Below are 18,355 nucleotides of genomic sequence, written 5' to 3' on the forward strand. Positions count from 1 at the left end.
AAGCTCTTTTTATGTTGAAAGCCCAATTGTCTTTCGCATGTCTGCAATGACTCTCCAAACATGGTTCATACTAATGCCATACTTGTCAGACAGTTCCTTTATATTACTGCCATTGTAGTCGTCCCATATTTCAAACTTCTTCATCCTAGACTGAAGCAATCGCCCCGTAGGTACGTAAATTTGCTTGCCACCATACTTCTCAATGATGTTCATCAACTGGGAGTAGGCAACTTGTCGATCTAGTCCATGTGGATCTGTAATTCCTGTGAGTACATCATAAATCTCAACAGTCGTAGAATGAAAGAAAGAGCGATTTTGTTCAAAAATGTCAACATCGTTTGCCGAACCAGAACATAAAACTCCAAGTTTGGGGAGCTTATATCGACTCTTCTTTAAAATCGAATAGACAGATTGTGTACTGATTCGGTACTGGCGTGCTAATTCAGAAACATTACGCCCATCAAAGTGTGCACAGATTTTCACGTTTCTAAATGTCGTCGCATCAGACGATACATAAATTTGTATTCCGCCAAACATCGAGCATATGCGCTCCAACTGCTCTAAAGCTATCGTAGAACGGTTAGAGCAATCACCTAAAGCTTCTTTTAAAGCAGCATAAATATCGTGCATTACTTTAGGGTAGTCACAAAGCTCACTTTCTCTCGATTCGATATCCATAACCATCGGATGTCTAGACATATTAGTTTGCTCCAGTGTCGGGGTCGATTGAGAAACCTGGTGGGACATACTTAGGGGTAACTTTGACTCGTTCATCTGATACATCGATTTGAAGCTTGATATTTCCTTGTTGTCCAGCCATTCCCCATGTTGTATTTGGACGAGCTTGAGCTTGGTTAAATTGATGCATAGAGGCTTTCATTTGTTCATCAAGGGCTTTTTTAGCTTTTGGTAGTTCAGGAAATGCCATCGGCGTAAACATTGGGTTACTGGCATCATAATCTTTAGCACTACCAAGCAACGTCAGAGCGGCCGCTGGCCCCGCCGCTTTAAGATAAGGTGAAGCAAGGTCAAAAGCGGAGTTTGCCGCAAGAGCTGCGCCAGTCCACCATCGTCCTTTTGGCGTTGTTTTGCTCTTGGTTTTTCCATCAGGCCCAACGTCAACACCTCCAAAACCATTTGCAGGCATATTGACGACAAAAACTCGTTGTGCACCTAATGAAGAAGCGGCTTGACCGATTGCGCCGCCTTTGTCGCCTTTTGCCAATTTATCTAAAACAAAACCACCTGCTGCTTGACCTGCTTGCAGAATTGGAGAGCTGACTCGAATCATTTTATTGATGGCATAAATCGAAGCCATGATTTTGGCCAAGTTACCGTAACCGCCCACAACATCTACCATTGCGCTAGCCATCGATCCAATTTCTTTAACCACGGGGATAATCTCTTGTCCCGCAGCCTTAATTTCACGAGCAGCTTCAGCAGCAGCCTTGAACCCATCAACTAAGTCTTTACCAACTTTCTCAACAAATTCATCGTATTCACCCGACTCCTTCATTTCATCGAGCATATCGAGAAACTCGCCTAGTTCATCTTTGAGGAGATCAAATGTACCACTTTGCATGACATCCTTTTGGAACAGCTTCCAATGATCACCCATGTTGGAGATCATACCGTTCCAGGTGTCCATTTGAGCTTTTGCTGCACCTTGAGCTTGTCTACCCATTTCCTTGATGAGGAGTTCAATAGTTTCCTTGCCTAGCATTCCAGCCTCGGCATCTGCTTTTATCTGTTCGACTGTTTTACCCAATCCGTTGTTATGACCTAAGTCTTTAGAGATTTTTTGCAGGTAATCATACACAGGGATACCACGCTCAAGCAGTTGGTTCATTTCTTCAGCTTGCAACTTTCCCTTTGACATGGCTTGACCAATCGCCGTTGACAATCCATCGACTGTTTCGGCTGTTCCACCCATCATTGCCGCACTATCAACAATGGCCTGCATAGTTCCGTCCATTGGATCGAGACCATACGTTTTTAATCGAATGAATGATTGAGTAACTTCATTGACCGCAAATGGCGTATTCTGAGTAAATTCCTCGATCCATTCTAACGCCTTAGCACCTTCAGCTTCAGAGCCTTGCAGTTTATTCAGCATTACCTGGTATCTTTCAAACTCTGCCGCTGTTTTTATAAATGTACGTTCGAACGCTACCGCAGCAACGCCAGCAGATACCATAAGCCGATTGCCAAAACGGTCTATACCTCGACTCGCTGCCGCGGCTGAACTACTAATCATGCTAAAGGCTGCCTCAGAACGAGAGCCAAGTTTGGTCATCTCACGTCCGTATCTGTTAGCTTTTTGAACCAGATCCCCTTTGAGATTAAGAGTAATATCAGTTTCGAGTTTATTGGCCATTTGGCATTTCCTGTTGCTTATGAAGTCTGCTTACCATTCTTATTAAGCGGCGTATGGGTTGCTTGCGAAAATCACTTACAGGATAGCGAGAGCCAACGTTCATTAGCATTAGCTCCAACTCCCTTGCAAGTGATTTAATCTCGCCCCCGAGTTTCTACTGCCTCCATCGTGTCATCAGCAAACAAAGTCTGATCTAACTCACTTGCCTTTTGCTGGACGAGAGCAAAATCTTTTTGAGACAGCATAAATAGTTCTTTGATACTTACTGGCCCGCCAATTTTGCCGATAAACTCAACTTGACGGCGCAATAGCTCCATTCCCATAACAACATCAGAAGTGTAGGCATAAGGACGATTGTTAATCATGCCGATTTTTTCAGCCGCCAGTTGTGCCTCGAACACGTCTTCAGGGTCTAGTTCTCTTAAACCGACCTCGGTATAAACAGACTCACCAATTTTGAGTCCATCCTTCAATTCAAATGTCAGCACAGCCATTTTTCATGTTCCTTATATCTTGAAAGGGGATGAGTTTAGTGGGCATTATTCGCTTTCTTTTCTGCCGCTCGTGCTCTCATTCGACTAATCACTCGATAGACCTGCGAGTAGCTCACATTGTACTTTTCAATAAGATGCGGAACGTTTTTCCCATCGAAATCGTTCCAGATTTTAATGTCCCGTAAGAGACGTTCTAGTGCTTTACCCCGCCCAAGATAAAACTGCATCCCACCAAAGCTATGGCACAATGAAGAAACGAGGGTAATGGCAAGCGCCTCATCGACCCCCGCTTTATTCAACTCGAACTTGAATAAGTCATATATCTGTCGAACTGCTTCAGGCCAACGCTCCAACTCTTGAGCGTCAGTCAAAGAATTCACATCCTCTTTTGAAGGGTTTTCTACACCGAAAATGGCTTCCTTCTCTTTTGGATTATTCACTAGAACCTCCAGATTTATTTACGCGCTCATCGAGCCTGCTTCGGTGTCACCATAGAATTCAGAGACGGCTAGGTTTGCACTGAGAATGATGCTCCAATCTTGAGCGCTTACATTAAGTTGACACCAATCGTGAAACACCATGTCAACATCAACATCCCCTATATGGGAGATCGACGTTGCAGCGCACTCATGAAGCATCATGTAACCTTTTAATCCGAGTCGGTGACTCTCGTTAACGAGATGAAAGTTGGGCTGTGCTTCTAACTGAGAAAGTTGCGCGTTAACAAGCTTTTCAATAATGGCGTATTGTTCACCATCTAGAGGCTGAACAGTGACTCGCTTTTGTAGCTCGCCATTTAATACAACCCCATCAACTAGTTGAAATATATGGTTCATGACACACCTCACAACCCGATGTAGGAGCTGACCACAATCTTCACATCGTTGTAGTAGATGTTGTCCGTGCCATTATCGACAAGCTGGCGATTAATGAGCTTTTTCGCGATTGCTTCATTACCTGGCCCAACAACTAACTTAGTTGCGCGAGTGTTGATTGGTGTGCCATCGGCTTTTTTCATGGTTTTTAAACGTGTACGGGCCTCTTCATAAGTAGCTTCGCTTAAAGGCCCTTTTGAACCAATGGCAATTTGCGGGAATGAGAATCCTACGTTACAACGCCCATCAACGCCTGCGGCGAACTGATTGTTGAACCAAGTGTACTCTTCGGTTTCGTTCATCCCTTTAAAATCAAAAGGGCGACGTTCTTGGAATACAATCGGCTTTAAGATCTTCGTATCGTCAATCAGGAACCACGGCTCATCAATATCCACCGTAGGATCACCGACCACATTCGAATAGACACTCGCAGGGGTAGTATCGAGAGGATGGTCAGTATCGAAATAGTTTTGCCCATCGAAACAAGGGGTATTAAACCCTGCGACTAGAAGGGGGTAACACAGGCTGTCGGGGAATAATGCGACTTGATCACCATAGTTTTGTGCAATGATGCTGTATTGACCAATCTGATCATCTTCCACGTCATCGCGTTTGATGGAAATCGAACTTTCCCACGTTTTGTTTTCAATGGAATAACCATAACGGCCTAAAATCACTAACTGGCGTTCACCCAGCCACTCTTTTATGCCTGGCAAGTCCTTTATCCAACCGTAGTAGTTCGCAGCCCCAGAGGAAGGAACCTTGGTCGCGATCTCTTGCCATTGAGGGCTTGCAGCGTTCAAGCCTTTAGTAAAACTGGATTTAAGCTCAGCCATTAACGCTGTCAAAATGGTTTCAGGGGTTGTACTCACAATAATGTCCTTACGTATTAATGTCGGTTACTGATGGGTTACGCTGTATATTTCTTCAACATTTTGCTTTGATGCTCAGTGAAGGCGTTCCCCTTCAACTCCCCATAGATCGAATCAAAAGCGCAACCAAGGTGATAGGTTGAGCGAGTCGAATCAGGGAGATCGCCCGAAATCATCTTGTTGATGACAACGAAGTCTTTTAACAGCTCTTTTTGTTCATCGGTGAGAATGTCCAACTGGGTTTTGATTTCTTGGTGGACAAAAAGTAATAGATTTTTCTGCGCGCCTTCGACGAGACGAGATGCTTTCGTTTTGTCATTACTGGCTTTATCTTTGAGGTAATTGGAAATGTTTTGGATCAACGTTTCACACGCTTGCTGTTGTGACTTAAGTTCATTCAGCTCAACAGTCAAGGACTCTGAACTTTCTTGCGTTAGAGCTTGCCCCAGCTCTTTTTGCTTGGCTGCTACTTTGACTTTAAGAGTGCGTAGGCGCGCTTCCTGAGTGAGCTTTTCTTGACCATAATTACGGATGTCTTGCTCTAGAGTCTGGTAAGCGCTTTTTGCTGACGCTAGCGCCGATTTCAAATCGATTAATGACATGGTTATTCATCTCCTGATGAGGGTTGTGTGTTAAGCACTCGATAAATTTTCTGAATGCTTAAGTGATGATCTTTGGCTAATTGGTTGGCGGTCACACCAGACTCAAAACTTTTCTTAATATTGATGTCTCGTAACCTGCGCTTCATCTTTTGCTCCTGAGGTAAGTAGACATACGTTCCGCCTAACTCACCCGAAACTTTCATGAGTAACTCCCAGGGACAGAGTTCTTTTTGTGCAAATGCTTCTTCAAAAAGCTTTAACAAGGTTTGTGAAGTCGGACTTAGAAGAGGATAAAACTGCTCTTTTTCCTCAACACTTAAATGCATTTATTTGTCTCCTCACCATACTCACTTGCTGGCTATTAATTCATTGAAGGAAAACTGAGGAGTGGCCCTTTTTCATAGCAGGGCCACTCTCAGTAGACGGCTGCAAAGTTATAAAGAGGAATAAACTTGCGGCCTGTTGCGGGTAACCACTCCCGCTGTTCCCTGTCACTCGCAATAACATTAACCGTGTTTATGGTGGTTTGGAGAATTGCACTGGTAACTAACGACTCGACTAGAAAAACCTGACTGTGATTAACCCAAATGCCGTATATGGCTAATCCATCGAAACTTCACAGCGAAACCATGTTTAAACCCTGTTTAAATCGCACCAGATTTGTTTAAACTTTTTTGAGAGAGGAAATGTTCGAATAAACGCTTAGAACGGCGCTGAGGGCGTTTTAGAAAAGAAAATGCCTTTTCGTTGGAAAAGGCATTATCGCTAGTAGGTAGGCGTTACTTTACAGGCTCTTCAGCTATAGGAATTAGTACTTTCTGCCTATGACCTGTTCTTTTACCGTTTTCATCAAGTATTGGTGGTGCTAGCGGATCCAAAATCCCATTTACTTTTATCTTTGCATACTCGTACTCTGAGATTTGGCGAATACTGCATTTACATTCATCCGTCTCCCTCATGGGGTAGTCTGTCCAATAGGGATGATCAACTGGCAAAACTAGCCCTTTGTTTTTGGTATGAACAGGGCAAGGCTCAATGGTTGGGCCTAACATAATAGTTAAATACGGTAATGCTCGCTTTGTTTTTTGCGCTTGTTTCAGTTTGCTGGCGTAGTGTTCGTTCATGGATACTCTCTTTATTCTCTAGCGACAAGGCTAACGATTGATTCTGTAGTTGACGAAGTAGAACTAGTACTTGTTTGGCTCCCAATGCAGAAACACGAGTAGCCAGTTCGTGACTTTCTGATGCTGTTAAAGACAGGTTATTCATGACAAGACTCCATTTCGATGTCTCAACAATTGTAATAGCTCGCTTGGTGTCAGTTCATTCAGCAACGTATTCAATTCATCCGCTTCTAATGAAGTTAATCCTGATGTTAAGTTACGTCCACAGCTGTTTGGCATTGGGTTGTAAAGCATCCCTTTTCGATCTTGCTGACACATCTCTGAAATAGTTTTTAGCTCTCTAGATACTAAACGAGAAACCATGGTCAGCTCACTAACAACCGACCAATTGCATTTCATTTCTCCCAACTGCCAACGATTATAAAGCGAGGCTAGACTATTCATATTCGACATTGCATTACCCAAGCGTTCATGGAGTCTACCTTGGAATTGAATGCTTGGGATATAGCTATCAGTATCGAAGTCAGAAGCATTTTGGGGAGCAGCGTCAACCAGTTGGCCGATTTGAATTTTTGCTAATGCATAGTTCTTGTTTTTCATGATTACAGCTCCTTAATGATTTCGTCAGTGATTTTGGGTTCGTCGAGTGAAGCGCATAGGTTCATCGCATGAGAGATCAAGTTATTGATGACCTGGGGATAGACTAAACTGCCCGATTGATTACGGCGTGTTTGGAGACGCTCTTTTAAGGCGGATACTGCTGTGTGATCCATGATCTTGTTGTAGTCACAACCCGCTCGTTCAAATTTATGCTTCAAATATGACTCAATGTCGTTATCTAAAGGCGGAACCTCAACAATCATGCAACGACGAATAAACTCACGCAGTTCATAATGACGACGCTCATCAAGACGGTGAAATAGCTCTGTCTGACCAACCAGCAAGATCCCAAGCAGCTTTGAGAAACCGTCTTCCAACTCCCAAAAGCGCTTAAGGTACTTCATCACTGGGATGGTTAGGTCATGCGCTTCTTCGATGATGAGAACGTGACGTTGACCACCTTTGAACGCTGTCATAAGTAAGCGCTCAACTTGTCGTGCTTTTGCCTCCATGCTGCGCTTTGGTGTTTCACTGCTAATGTCATTGATAATGGCATCGCAAATGCCAGCCGCCGTTGCTCGTGTCTTATCGATGATTTTCGGTTGAATGACTGAGATGTCACCGTCATTGTGCAACTCGTCAAGGAGTAGACGACGAAGCACACTTTTACCCGCCCCAGAATCACCAACCACTGCCAGAATACCTTGATTGCGTGCTACGTCTTTCATCGCCGCCAGGACGTAACGACTATCCTCATTTAAGTAGATGTCGCGTACACCACGAATGTCGTTAATGAAAGGGTTTCTGAATAGCTTGAAGTGTTTCATTGCTGCTTGTGTTAACATTTGATTCTCCAGTTCGATGTCCTGATTGATTTCGTCTAGCTGGGGTTCTGGTTGGTCATTGGTGGCAGCCTTTGACCAACCGCTTACTCCCTCTAGCCCGTTAGAAGCAAAAAATGCCTCTACTTTATCTGTAAATTCTTGTGCTCTTCGTTTGGGTGGTTCATTTAACCTTACCGCTCGATGCACTGTGCTGTAGTTCATTTCTAGATAGTCAGCTAGCGCTTGTACCGTCAGTCCTGCGTTATCTAACTGCGCTCTGAGCGTAATCATGTTCGCCTTGCTCCCATTGTTCGATAAATAGGTTGAGTTCCGTTTCCGAAATGCCTTCTGGGTATTGAGCCTTTAATGATTTCTTAAAGGCTGAAAGCTCATTTTTATGAGGGTTAAATGCCTTTTTAAAGCGGTTTGAAGCACCTATGATTGTCATTTTCTGCTCTGTTAATGGCTGGCCTTCCACGCTCATTTCTGTACCACGTCGCGGCATGAACAATGGGACAGATTGCTGCTCAATATCTGCCATTGGATTAATGTCACCATTGAAAGCAGGTACACGCCCTTTGCGAATCTTCTTAATCTCTCGTGGGTTATCTGTCCCCCACGCTGCGGTATCGAGACGCTTACGGCTGATGTCCGTTTGTGTTTCACGTATCGCTTTGTGTTGCTCGCCGATGATAGGAGCTTGTAGGTTGAAACCTGCGGCATCACGCTCAATAGGTAACGCTTCATGTGTGTGCTCTTGCCCCATGTCATCCACACTCATCACTCGAATAGCAGGAGCCTTGTAAGGGTTAACGAAGACCTTTACTTCATCACCCGCAATGATGTGCGGAATATGAGCCAGTGAATAATCGAGTGAGGTATACCCTTTAGGCGCAAAGCTAATGCTGAGTTCGTTAGGTCGTACCTTTCTGACCTCTGGCTTCGTTTGCTGCATCATGCTCTTCACCAGCTCGACGTCTTTTATCAATCGAAGCTGCTCAGTTCGTATGGTCTGCCACAGGCCAAAGCGACTTGTTTTATGGCGAGAGTGAGCCTTGAGCGCTTGAAAACCTATCGACCATTTCACAGCACACTGATTCAATTCTTCAATTGAGCTGATTGCCATAAACGCTAAACGACTCTCAAAACGGCGTTCAACGATATTGTGTGTGGACTCTACCTGACCTTTGGCCCAAGGACGGCCTGGTGTGTGCGCGATATGCTTCACTTCCAACATGTCCAGCATATGGCGAGTTTGGTGCGCAATGTTGGCTGAGCCTGCGTCCCATATCAGCAACTGAGGGACGCCATACATAAGCTCCCCTGTATTACGCTCACAAAAAGCCTCAAACAAAAACTTGGTAATGGTCTCGGTGTTCTCACCAGGAGCCACGTAGTAGCGCAAGAAGAAAGCACCACTGTAATGGTCGGTTGCAAGGTAACGTAACACGCGCTCATTGACGATACGGTCAAGGTTTTTCGGCTTGTTCTTGTAGAACTCATCTTCTGCCATGACTTGCAACCCTTTACCCCCCTTAAGGTAATACAGTACGCAGATAGACACGTCGAATTGCCAAGCGTGGTTTGGGTAAAGTGAGCGTTGACTTGTCGTCGTTTCCATCGTGTTCAACTGATTTGGGTGTACGCGAAAACGCCTAAAAGCCCTTAATACCGTAGACTCAGAAACGTCTTGTGAAAGCTGTCCGTTTGCCAATGCAACATCAATCGCATCACGGATGGTCATCAACCGTTTTCCGCTGTCGCGTTCACTCTGACGCAATAAGTTAGCCAACAGTTCCGCTTCGGTACGAGTGATTGCTAACTCGCCACAGTCATTGCGTTTCTTACGCCCAGAATCCCACCCCAACGCCGCGAGTTCTTGATACAGTTTGTTCTTCGAAATGCACAGATAATCAGTAGCTCGTTGAATAATCGAACCTTTATCTCCACGGCCTGCACTATCTAGCTCCGCCATCAAGTGCTTTAAGTATTGTGCGCGTTCTAGCTCAAGTGCATTCATACAGACTTAACCCTCACTATCCATTAGCAACGCACTTTCTGAATGCCATTGCTCTAGATGTTCGATAACGTGAGCGGCTATCCCCATATCACCAGACAGGCTTAAGAAACGCTCCAGTACACGGAACAAGGTATCCTCACACGCTTGGTCAATGTCCGTAGGGTGTTGATTCTCTTGAATCGTTTGAATGGCATCAAAGAGTCGAGCCATACCGCTGTCTACCGCGAGGGCTGCTATATTCAGTTGCTCTAGCAACTGGCTATTCAACTGCTCTTCCTTTTGACGAGCTTGAGCTGGTGAAAGCGGCGTATCGAGCTTTTTCGATAAGCTATTAATTTTCTTGTCTTTGTCAGCAAGTAAGCGCTCATGAGATTGCTTTTCTTGCGTCAGGCTATTCACTTCTTGTTGAAGGGCTTGTTTCTCTTGACGGTGCTTTGCCGATAACTCTTCGATGATTTCAAGAGCTTCATCACGGTCTTGAACCTTTACGGTTTCACCCTCTACGATGGCTGTTAAGTCTTCTTGAGGGAGTTTGCGTAAGCGACGAAAATCTCTTGTGGTCATGCCGATAGCACTCATTGATTCCAATGCCTGCTCACCAAAAACATCCAGATTTTTTAAGCGTTCATCTATTGTCGATTTTGAGCTACCATAGATTTCACAGAACTCTTCCCATGTCCCTTTAAGTACGACCATATTACTGCCGACTGTCGAGCTTTTTGCAAAGGTAATCCCTTTCAACGCCTTGTATTTCTTAGACTCTTTGATTTCCTTCAGTGCACTTAAACTTACGGCGTCGGTAATTTTTGACAGTTTATCGGCCATTTGAGCACGCCCAAGTAGCGCACCAAAATCTACCGCCTCACCAAGCCTTTGCCCCTCTGATTGCGAGATAGTTAGGGCTTCAGCCGCATTTATTTCCTTAGCGTCACTTAACGCTTGCTGAGCAGTTTCTAGTGTCTTTAGTTCGTTTGACATATTACAGCTCCTCTCCAGTCAAATCCTTGAACTCAGATTCAATGGTTTGAATTTGAGCACGAACAGCATCTCGGTAGTTGAACGCAAGTTTTATAAAGTGATTAGATGGCTTCCACATCATGGTTTTTTTCTCACCCACAGTTTCTACCCACCCGCTTTCAACCAACATTTGCAGATATCGATGAAGACTAGTTCTGGGAATCTCCATAAGTTCGGATAGTCTATTGAGGCTCATCCCTTCGACACCGTTATCAATAAGTATTTCCAGAATCTCTAGTGCTAGTCGTGTAGGCTTTAGGTGACCGCCAGCGACTGAGTGTTTATATTTACTCATTGATAATCACCATTTCTTTTTTGTGGAGGAGTTTAGACCACGCCCGATTCAACGCCGTTCTTGATGGTGTTCTTTCTTTCCCAAACTTGTTTAGACAAGCTACGCGAACATCTTTTTGAGTCATGAACTCTAAGTCCATACTCAAAATAAAGTCATGCAGTTCTCGATCTAACTCTATTTTGCTCTTGAACCGAGTTGGGTTCGGCGCAAGCTCTAGCTTCCCTGACGATATTGACCTGTATACTAAGTCCAATACATTTTTGGCCTGATATATGTTCAACGATGACAAAGTTTTCACTACCTGTTCGAAAGCTTTTCGCTCTTTTACTGTTTTTATTGGGGTACTCATATCTGTCTCACTTTAATTCTTCGTATAACCCAGATGCTTTTGCTGCTTTAGTCCTAAGTTCACAAGCCTTGGGGCCATTCCAACTTCCTAGAATCGCCGATTTAGTATTCGCTCTATTCAAGCCATGCTCTTGGCACCATCGACTAAAAGATGTTCCTTGCTTAACAAATCCGCTTTTGATGGCGTTAAATTGTTCTACGGATAAAGGTGTTTTTACATTTTCCACTTTAAACCTCCTTCGGTTTGAATTAGACTAATCCGACTAACTAGTCATAAATAATAGACGGATGAATCTACATGTCAATAGATAAAAAGGCGAATGCATCTATTTTTGGGCCGAGACTTAAGTCCGTCCGTACGAGACTTAATCTCAACCAATCACAAATGGCAGAACAAATTGGTGTAAGTAAAGACACTCTGAGTAGGTATGAAAGAGGGGAGCTAACGCCATCAATCGATGTTTTGAAAAGAATAGTAGAGAACTACTCTTCGGAAGGGGTAACGGCAGATGCTCTTTTACTTGATGAGAAACCAACTATACCTTCGTATACCGCAGGTAAGGTTGGTTGGGCGACTGGTTTCGATTTCCAAGATGGTGGTGCTTTTGAAATGGCCATCGGCTTTAGTGACTTAGCAAAACTTTGCGAGAACATGACCGTTTTTACTGAACTCAATATTCCACTTACTGATAAGCTATTGGATACTGCTGATGCGTTGAGGGATGTGAATGATGGCTTCGAAAATAACACCACCGATGCATTCCTGACTGAAGTTAAGGAAATAGACGTAAGGAGCTATTTGAAAATAACTGCTCCGATCGCTCAACAGGCCGCAAGTTTTATTCCTGTTTTCAAAGATGGAGAAAGCAAGGTGAACAAAATGGCTGAGAAATATTTTAAAGAAGTAGAGAAAGTCAAGAAACTCCAAAGCGAGTTACAACTTTTGAAGAAAAAGCTTGCAGATTAGGCTTCTAGTTTTGAGACACCCTGGCAACCATTTGTGAGGGTGCTTATCAATTTTGATGGTTAAAATATTTAGGATACCAATCCCAATTTATCTCCCATTTACTCCCTATGACTCCCACTTAATCCCTAGCCAATCCACTATTATCTTGACTTTATCCCTCTATTATCTTGGTTCTATACAGTTTATAAAAGCACTTTTTACTAGTTGATTAGACTAGATGTATAACTGTGCTCAATATAAAAGCGTGGTTATGATACGCCTGAGTCGACGGTTATCTGGATGCTATAAAAATAAACTATGGAATTATTTGATCTGCTTATCCATTCAACGAATTGACTGGTCTAGGAAGGTGGTGATTATTAATATTTATTATGGGAGTGTGACGCCCTACCCAAATTTTGGGTAGGGTATCAAGTGCGGTTAATGGAGTAAAAATATGGCTAAGTAAACAAGCAGCAGCCCAATAACACCGATTATGATGCCGGTTTTTGCCATGTCTTTGCTTTCGATAAGACCCGTCGAGTAGGCCAGTGAATTCGGTGGGGTTGATACGGGTAAGATCATGCCGAGAGACGCGGAGAAGGCGACAACCACCAACAAGCTCTGTAAGCCACCAAACTCGACGAGACTAGGCATGGATGCACCAATGGCGGCAGCAATGGGCATTAGCAAGTTTGCGGTCGCGGTGTTGGACATAAAATTCGCCATTAACCAACATACAATAGATAACGTGATAATGACGGCTGCCGGTGAAAGTGATTCATAGTCAATGGCATGTGCAAGCGCGACCGCAAGCCCCGTTTTGTCGAGTGCAATCCCTATCGCAATCCCCCCCGCAACTAACCAGAGCACATCCCAATTGATCTGCTTTAATTCTGTCTTGCCCATAATGCCTGTTAACGTGAACACGGCCAACGGAATAATGGAAACCACATAAGTATTCATTCCATGTAGTTTCGTGGTCATCCAAAGCAAAATCGTGGCTGCAAAGGTGGCATAAACCACGATAGCCCGCCAATTACGCTGAAACTTTCCGTCCAGTTTAAGCTCCATGTGTTGCTGTTGGGATGGAAACAGCTTCTGCAACAGCAACCAAGCTATGGCCAACTGTACCGTGACAAAGGGTAGGCCCATCATCATCCAGCTCAGGAAATCAATGCTGTTTTCACCAGTAAGGTATTGCAATGCAATCGCGTTAGGTGGCGTACCGATTGGGGTTGCGATCCCGCCAGTGTTCGCTGCGATGGGGATACACAACACTAATGCTTTGATGCCTAAATCCCCTTTAGGCGCGGAAGCCACAATCGGGCCGAGTAGTGCAAGCATCATGACCGTGGTGGCTGTATTGGACATAAACATAGAAAATACGGCGGTAATTAGCATTAATCCAAGCATGATGAACTTGGGTTGGGTTCCAAAGGGTTTCAGTAATACGCGAGCAAGGTTGTTGTCGAGTTGGTATTTGGAAGCGGCTATAGCCAGTGCAAACCCACCCATGAATAAGATAATGATGGGAGAGGAGAAGGCGCTAAAAATATCGGTGTATTTGATTAACTCGCCTAAATCGTGACCTGTGGGTGGCGTGCGAAACCAATGCAACCCTTTATCTGAAATCATCACCAATTCCAGTGCGATGATCAGGATAGATGTAGCAAAAACTGGGACAGGTTCAAGTACCCATAACAAGGCTGCAAGAAGAAAAATCGCTAACAATCGGTGCTGAATTAAAGTGAGATCGTCGATAGGGATGGCATCGATGGGCAGCATGAGAAGCAGCAAAGGCAACCCGAAGCAGATTGCGAGTTTGAACAGTATGGCAGCATCGATTTTGGGCATAAGCAACACCGAACAAGAGAAGATAATTGCTAGATTAATCGAGATGGATTTTGCCTTCCTCGACGAGAGTTAGAGTTTTGAAAAATAATAAAATTTGTTGTTAATGGTTTGTTTTTCGTCAATAAAAAAGGCCTTGCTTAGCAAGGCCTTTAAAGTTCAGTCTACGTGTTATTCTGCTTGTTCGGTGCTGGTGTCTTGTTGCTCGACAGTTTGGTGGGCGTAAGGTGTTCCCATCACCGTGGCTTGATTGAGCTGCATGCTGTCGTCGAAACATACACTGCCTTTCGCAAATAGGTTGATGACGGTTGAACCGAGTTTAAAGCGGCCCATTTCTTCACCCTTCTTCAACACCACTGCGTTGTTGCCATCAGTTGGGTAATCCCAACGGTAAACCGTATTACCACGTGGTGGCGTTACGGTTCCTGCCCAAATAAGCTCGATACTGCCTACAATCGTTGCACCTACCAAAACTTGCGCCATAGGGCCAAATTTGGTGTCAAAAATACAGACGACGCGTTCATTGCGAGCAAAAAGATTTGGGACATTTTCTGCCGTCAGTGGGTTTACAGAGAACAGATCACCCGGGATGTAAATCATTTGACGTAGCACACCATCACAAGGCATGTGTACACGGTGGTAATCACGAGGCGACAGATAAAGCGTCGCAAATTCACCATCTGCAAATTCTTCTGCAAGTTTATTGTCGCCACCAAGTAGCTCAAGCGCTGTGTAATCGTGACCTTTAGCTTGGATCAACTTACCGTCTTGGATAGGGCCAAATTGGCTTACACATGCGTCGGCTGGGTGAGTAATGAGTTGCTCGCCTTCAGCGATAGGACGCGCCCCGTCTTTGAGTTCGCGAACGAAAAATTCGTTGAACGTCTTGAAGTAAGCCGGATCTGAATGTTGGGCCTCTTCCATGTTGACGTTGTATTGTTTGATGAACCAGCGAATGATGGCGGTGGTCAGACTGCCTGCTTTTGCAGAAGCCAATTTACCCACTAGTCGGGTTAGCCCGTGTTGTGGGAGCCAATATTGCAGTCCAACTTTAAACTTATCCATGGTTACAATTCCAATGTTAACGTTATGCTTACTTTTGGGCGCGAGATACTACTCAACTTTTGTGCAAAAGTCAGTACTTACCGTAGAGCTTTTACTTAAGACTTAAAGATCTGCTTTCTTATTGCGTGAGTATTGGCGATTGGCTTTCACTTCGACCATGCTCTCTAAAATTCGGTGGTAGTTTTCAAAACGAATTTCACTGATTTCACCGTTCTCTACCGCTTCTCGCAATACGCAGCCTGGATCATCTAAGTGTTTACAGTCTCTAAACTTACAGCCGCCTAAATAAGGTTTGAACTCAACAAATGCCTTGGTGACTTCTTCTGCTTCAAGGTGCCACAAGCCAAACTCTCGAACGCCTGGTGAATCGATAAGATCGCCACCACTAGGGATGTGGTACAAACGTGAAGCTGTTGTTGTGTGCTGACCTAAACCGGAGTTTTCCGATACTTCACCTTCTTCAACGTTCAGCTCAGGCAGCAGCGCATTGACGAGGCTTGATTTTCCAACCCCCGATTGACCCACAAAGATATTAATGCGGTCGGTCAGCTGTGCTTCTAGCTCTGGAATGCCTTCGCCTGTTTGTTTACTCACCAACAACACTTTGTATCCGATCGCTTCATAATCGCTAAGCCAGTCTTGATACATCTCTAACTGCTCTTGATCCAATAAGTCGATTTTATTGAGAACAATCAACGGTGCAATACCAAGCACTTCGGATGCAACCAAATAGCGATCAATGATATTTAGAGAGAGCTCTGGAAGCACGGAAGAAACAATCACCATTTGATCAACGTTTGCAGCGACGGGTTTTAAGCCGTCATAGTAATCGGGGCGCGTTAATATGGAAGTTCGTGGCTCTACCGCCTCAACCACGCCAGAGATCCCTGCCATAGACTCAAGGCCAGGACGCCACAGGACTTTATCACCAGAAACCAGCGTCTCGATACCTCGACGTAAGTTACAGCGATGAATTTCTTGGGTTTCGCTATCTTCGATATCGGCGTGTTGACCAAAACGTGTGATGACTAGGCCAGATTTGCTGCCACCCAGCATGGACTCATCCCATTGGACGGTCTCTTCTTGCTTGAGTTTACGTTTTTGGTTACTGCGCACACGTCGCACTTGACCTTTGGTCAACTTTTTCTTCTTTGCCACAATTCTCTACTTTGCAGTTATCGCTAATCAATAGTTTGCACTGATGTGATGGTGCGAGTCGTTACGCATCAGCAAAACTATCTTGGGTATTCGAATTTGGGTATAGTACCTTTTTTATGAGTAAACAAATAGGCAACGATTTATGTCCTTTAGTGATCAGAACTTAATTTGGATTGATCTGGAGATGACAGGGTTGGACCCGGAAACCCACAAAGTAATTGAAATTGCGACCATAGTGACAGACAGCGAACTGAACGTGCTTGCAGAGGGACCAGTACTTGCTATCCATCAACCAGAAGAAGAACTGGCAAAAATGGACGAGTGGTGTACGACGACTCATACTGGCAGTGGATTAGTGGAACGTGTGAGAGCAAGTCAGGTGACAGAAGCGCAAGCTGTCACTGAGACCATTGAATTCCTTAAGAAATGGGTGCCTGAAGGAAAGTCGCCAATCTGTGGCAATAGTGTAGGTCAAGATCGCCGCTTCCTATACAAACACATGCCGGAACTCGAGCAATACTTCCATTACCGTTACATTGATGTCAGTACCCTTAAAGAGTTGACGCGTCGTTGGAAGCCAGAAGTGTTAGATGGGTTCTCTAAGCAAGGGAGCCACCTTGCATTAGATGACATCCGAGAGTCTATTGCCGAGCTGAAGTACTATCGTCAGACAATATTCTCGATTTAAGCGTATTAACGTTGATTGAAGCTAGCCCATTCGGTGCTGGCTTTTTTCGTTATGGGACGGGTAAAAAGGCGAACTGAGCCACGCCATGGACCACTTTCGTGATACTTCGATTGGTGCTGTCTGCCACGATCAATGCCATCATATCTTGCACCATCACCATTTTTGCAAACAAGCGATCAAAGCTGGTGTCGTATTCAGTTTCGCTCATTCGGTTACTGAGTAAAAAAAGCTCACCATTGCTATCTCGGCGTTTATAGAGTCGCCAAACAAAAATTTCGATGTTTCTGGCGCTGTTATACAAGGCTTGTTCATCGAGTGAGTCGAGAATAAAAAACTCTTGCTGGTGGTTGTAGGAGCGACGCAACATTTCGGTTAAGCCTACAATCACGGCAAACACTCTATCGCCTTCAAACGTTTCATCAAATCCTAATAGAATGGCATCGACACCCGTTTTACCATTCAATTCATCGAAAACCAGCTTAGGAAGAGTAAGTTCTTCGGCAGGGCCAAAAATTTGTAACAGGCGATCATCGATGGTTTTTCCTGGTGACTTTTTTAGCTGATTGGGGTTACGAACATAGAGTTTTCGAGTGAGGGTCTCCATCATTTCTTTTTGTTGTTTTGCATGGACATCCATGACAAAGTCGATATCACTCTTACCAAGGTTTCTTACCGGTTTTGGAATAGAGGAACACCCGCTAAGCAAAAAGGCAAGGCAGGTGAGTAGCAAAAAAGAATAGTGGGTCATTGCGCTAAAAAATCGATCCATGATAGCTGTTTAGATGTCCTATTCATTACGTCAAAAAATATGATGCTACGGTTGTTATAACGTAAAAGAGCCGCTGTGAGCCAGAATCTAGCTCAGAGCGATCGGCGATTTGTGCGTTTTGCTCGCATTTAGTTGATGAGAAAGAAAGATTTTTGGGTGTAAGATCACCGTGTTCATAATGGTATTAATCGATGTCTTTAAAGGATGTAAAGTCTTGTTGATTAGGAAATATACGGTTTTGTGTGCTTTTTCATCAATCAGAGAAAAAATAGATTTTTTTTGCTAGAAGGACTTGCATCACAAAAAAATGCTCTTATAATTCGCAGCCCTAAACGACGGAAACGTTGTTGATGCGACACTAGCTCAGTTGGTAGAGCGCAACCTTGCCAAGGTTGAGGTCACGAGTTCGAACCTCGTGTGTCGCTCC

The 18,355-nt window shown here is 44.3% G+C and carries 21 protein-coding genes, 1 tRNA gene and 1 pseudogene; 3 read left to right on the top strand and 20 right to left on the bottom strand.

Annotation, left to right across the window (positions count from 1 at the left end; genetic code table 11):
- Positions 1-9 precede the first annotated feature (9 nt).
- From ACQEXS_RS13425 to ACQEXS_RS13500, 16 genes and pseudogenes are all read right to left on the bottom strand, one after another.
- A complete protein-coding gene (locus ACQEXS_RS13425; protein ID WP_427014159.1) occupies positions 10-699 on the bottom strand; it encodes a Mor transcription activator family protein in 690 nt (229 codons plus the stop codon).
- Between the two features lie 646 nt (positions 700-1,345).
- A pseudogene (locus ACQEXS_RS13430) lies at positions 1,346-2,296 on the bottom strand (tape measure protein); the annotation flags it as partial.
- Between the two features lie 215 nt (positions 2,297-2,511).
- The gene (locus ACQEXS_RS13435; protein ID WP_427014160.1) at positions 2,512-2,871 is read right to left on the bottom strand and encodes a phage tail assembly protein; all 360 of its coding nucleotides are present in this window, start codon (positions 2,869-2,871) and stop codon (positions 2,512-2,514) included.
- A 35-nt stretch (positions 2,872-2,906) separates the two neighbouring features.
- Positions 2,907-3,311 (bottom strand): Mor transcription activator family protein, encoded by a 405-nt coding sequence (locus ACQEXS_RS13440; RefSeq protein ID WP_427014161.1) that lies wholly within the window; start codon positions 3,309-3,311, stop codon positions 2,907-2,909.
- Positions 3,312-3,329: 18 nt separating this feature from the next.
- Positions 3,330-3,707, bottom strand: a complete 378-nt coding sequence (locus ACQEXS_RS13445; protein ID WP_427014162.1) for a 6-phospho-beta-glucosidase — start codon at positions 3,705-3,707, stop codon at positions 3,330-3,332.
- An 8-nt stretch (positions 3,708-3,715) separates the two neighbouring features.
- Positions 3,716-4,618, bottom strand: a complete 903-nt coding sequence (locus tag ACQEXS_RS13450) for a Mu-like prophage major head subunit gpT family protein (protein ID WP_427014163.1) — start codon at positions 4,616-4,618, stop codon at positions 3,716-3,718.
- Positions 4,619-4,656: 38 nt separating this feature from the next.
- Positions 4,657-5,220, bottom strand: a complete 564-nt coding sequence (locus tag ACQEXS_RS13455) for a glyoxalase (RefSeq protein ID WP_427014164.1) — start codon at positions 5,218-5,220, stop codon at positions 4,657-4,659.
- A gap of 2 nt (positions 5,221-5,222) precedes the next feature.
- The gene (locus ACQEXS_RS13460) at positions 5,223-5,546 is read right to left on the bottom strand and encodes a Mor transcription activator family protein (RefSeq protein WP_427014165.1); all 324 of its coding nucleotides are present in this window, start codon (positions 5,544-5,546) and stop codon (positions 5,223-5,225) included.
- 706 nt (positions 5,547-6,252) lie between these two features.
- Positions 6,253-6,489: a hypothetical protein gene (locus tag ACQEXS_RS13465; RefSeq protein ID WP_427014166.1), complete on the bottom strand. Its 237-nt coding sequence runs from the start codon at positions 6,487-6,489 to the stop codon at positions 6,253-6,255.
- On the bottom strand, positions 6,486-6,944 hold the full coding sequence (locus ACQEXS_RS13470) for a hypothetical protein (RefSeq protein ID WP_427014167.1): 459 nt from the start codon (positions 6,942-6,944) through the stop codon (positions 6,486-6,488). The genes ACQEXS_RS13465 and ACQEXS_RS13470 overlap by 4 nt, the downstream gene beginning before the upstream one ends.
- A 2-nt stretch (positions 6,945-6,946) precedes the next feature.
- Positions 6,947-8,059 (bottom strand): ExeA family protein, encoded by a 1,113-nt coding sequence (locus tag ACQEXS_RS13475; RefSeq protein WP_427014168.1) that lies wholly within the window; start codon positions 8,057-8,059, stop codon positions 6,947-6,949.
- Complete coding sequence (locus tag ACQEXS_RS13480) at positions 8,031-9,788, bottom strand: transposase (RefSeq protein WP_427014169.1); 1,758 nt, start codon at positions 9,786-9,788, stop codon at positions 8,031-8,033. Before ACQEXS_RS13480 ends, ACQEXS_RS13475 begins: the two co-directional genes overlap by 29 nt.
- Positions 9,789-9,794: 6 nt before the next feature.
- Complete coding sequence (locus tag ACQEXS_RS13485; protein ID WP_427014170.1) at positions 9,795-10,766, bottom strand: MarR family transcriptional regulator; 972 nt, start codon at positions 10,764-10,766, stop codon at positions 9,795-9,797.
- A gap of 1 nt (position 10,767) precedes the next feature.
- On the bottom strand, positions 10,768-11,100 hold the full coding sequence (locus ACQEXS_RS13490; RefSeq protein WP_427014171.1) for a helix-turn-helix domain-containing protein: 333 nt from the start codon (positions 11,098-11,100) through the stop codon (positions 10,768-10,770).
- On the bottom strand, positions 11,093-11,449 hold the full coding sequence (locus tag ACQEXS_RS13495; RefSeq protein ID WP_427014172.1) for a primosomal protein: 357 nt from the start codon (positions 11,447-11,449) through the stop codon (positions 11,093-11,095). The genes ACQEXS_RS13490 and ACQEXS_RS13495 overlap by 8 nt, the downstream gene beginning before the upstream one ends.
- 7 nt (positions 11,450-11,456) lie before the next feature.
- Positions 11,457-11,675, bottom strand: coding sequence for a hypothetical protein (locus ACQEXS_RS13500; protein WP_427014173.1), 219 nt, complete (start codon positions 11,673-11,675; stop codon positions 11,457-11,459).
- A gap of 71 nt (positions 11,676-11,746) precedes the next feature.
- Between ACQEXS_RS13500 and ACQEXS_RS13505 the strand changes: the two genes are divergently transcribed.
- Positions 11,747-12,415 carry a helix-turn-helix domain-containing protein gene (locus tag ACQEXS_RS13505; protein ID WP_427014174.1) on the top strand — a complete coding sequence of 223 codons (669 nt, stop codon included), beginning with the start codon at positions 11,747-11,749 and terminating at the stop codon, positions 12,413-12,415.
- A 420-nt stretch (positions 12,416-12,835) separates the two neighbouring features.
- Here the strand turns inward: ACQEXS_RS13505 and ACQEXS_RS13510 are convergent, their stop codons facing one another.
- The 3 genes from ACQEXS_RS13510 to rsgA all read right to left on the bottom strand — a co-directional run bounded on the left by ACQEXS_RS13510 (position 12,836) and on the right by rsgA (position 16,471).
- Entirely contained in the window at positions 12,836-14,251 is a 1,416-nt protein-coding gene (locus tag ACQEXS_RS13510; RefSeq protein ID WP_427014175.1) for an SLC13 family permease, read from the bottom strand.
- A 168-nt stretch (positions 14,252-14,419) separates the two neighbouring features.
- Positions 14,420-15,313: an archaetidylserine decarboxylase gene (asd, locus tag ACQEXS_RS13515; RefSeq protein ID WP_427014176.1), complete on the bottom strand. Its 894-nt coding sequence runs from the start codon at positions 15,311-15,313 to the stop codon at positions 14,420-14,422.
- Positions 15,314-15,415: 102 nt separating this feature from the next.
- Positions 15,416-16,471 carry a small ribosomal subunit biogenesis GTPase RsgA gene (gene rsgA / locus ACQEXS_RS13520; protein ID WP_367987998.1) on the bottom strand — a complete coding sequence of 352 codons (1,056 nt, stop codon included), beginning with the start codon at positions 16,469-16,471 and terminating at the stop codon, positions 15,416-15,418.
- Positions 16,472-16,613: 142 nt separating this feature from the next.
- On the opposite strand from rsgA, the gene orn reads away from it, so the two are divergent.
- Positions 16,614-17,159 carry an oligoribonuclease gene (gene orn / locus ACQEXS_RS13525; protein WP_427014177.1) on the top strand — a complete coding sequence of 182 codons (546 nt, stop codon included), beginning with the start codon at positions 16,614-16,616 and terminating at the stop codon, positions 17,157-17,159.
- Between the two features lie 49 nt (positions 17,160-17,208).
- Here the strand turns inward: orn and ACQEXS_RS13530 are convergent, their stop codons facing one another.
- Positions 17,209-17,907, bottom strand: a complete 699-nt coding sequence (locus tag ACQEXS_RS13530) for a hypothetical protein (RefSeq protein ID WP_367989129.1) — start codon at positions 17,905-17,907, stop codon at positions 17,209-17,211.
- Positions 17,908-18,280: 373 nt separating this feature from the next.
- Here ACQEXS_RS13530 and ACQEXS_RS13535 point away from each other — a divergent pair.
- Positions 18,281-18,353: transfer RNA gene (locus tag ACQEXS_RS13535), tRNA-Gly, on the top strand.
- Positions 18,354-18,355 lie beyond the last annotated feature (2 nt).

The sequence above is a fragment of the Vibrio sp. TRT 17S01 genome (genome assembly GCF_050113695.1).
In the GTDB taxonomy this organism is placed as follows: Bacteria; Pseudomonadota; Gammaproteobacteria; order Enterobacterales; family Vibrionaceae; genus Vibrio.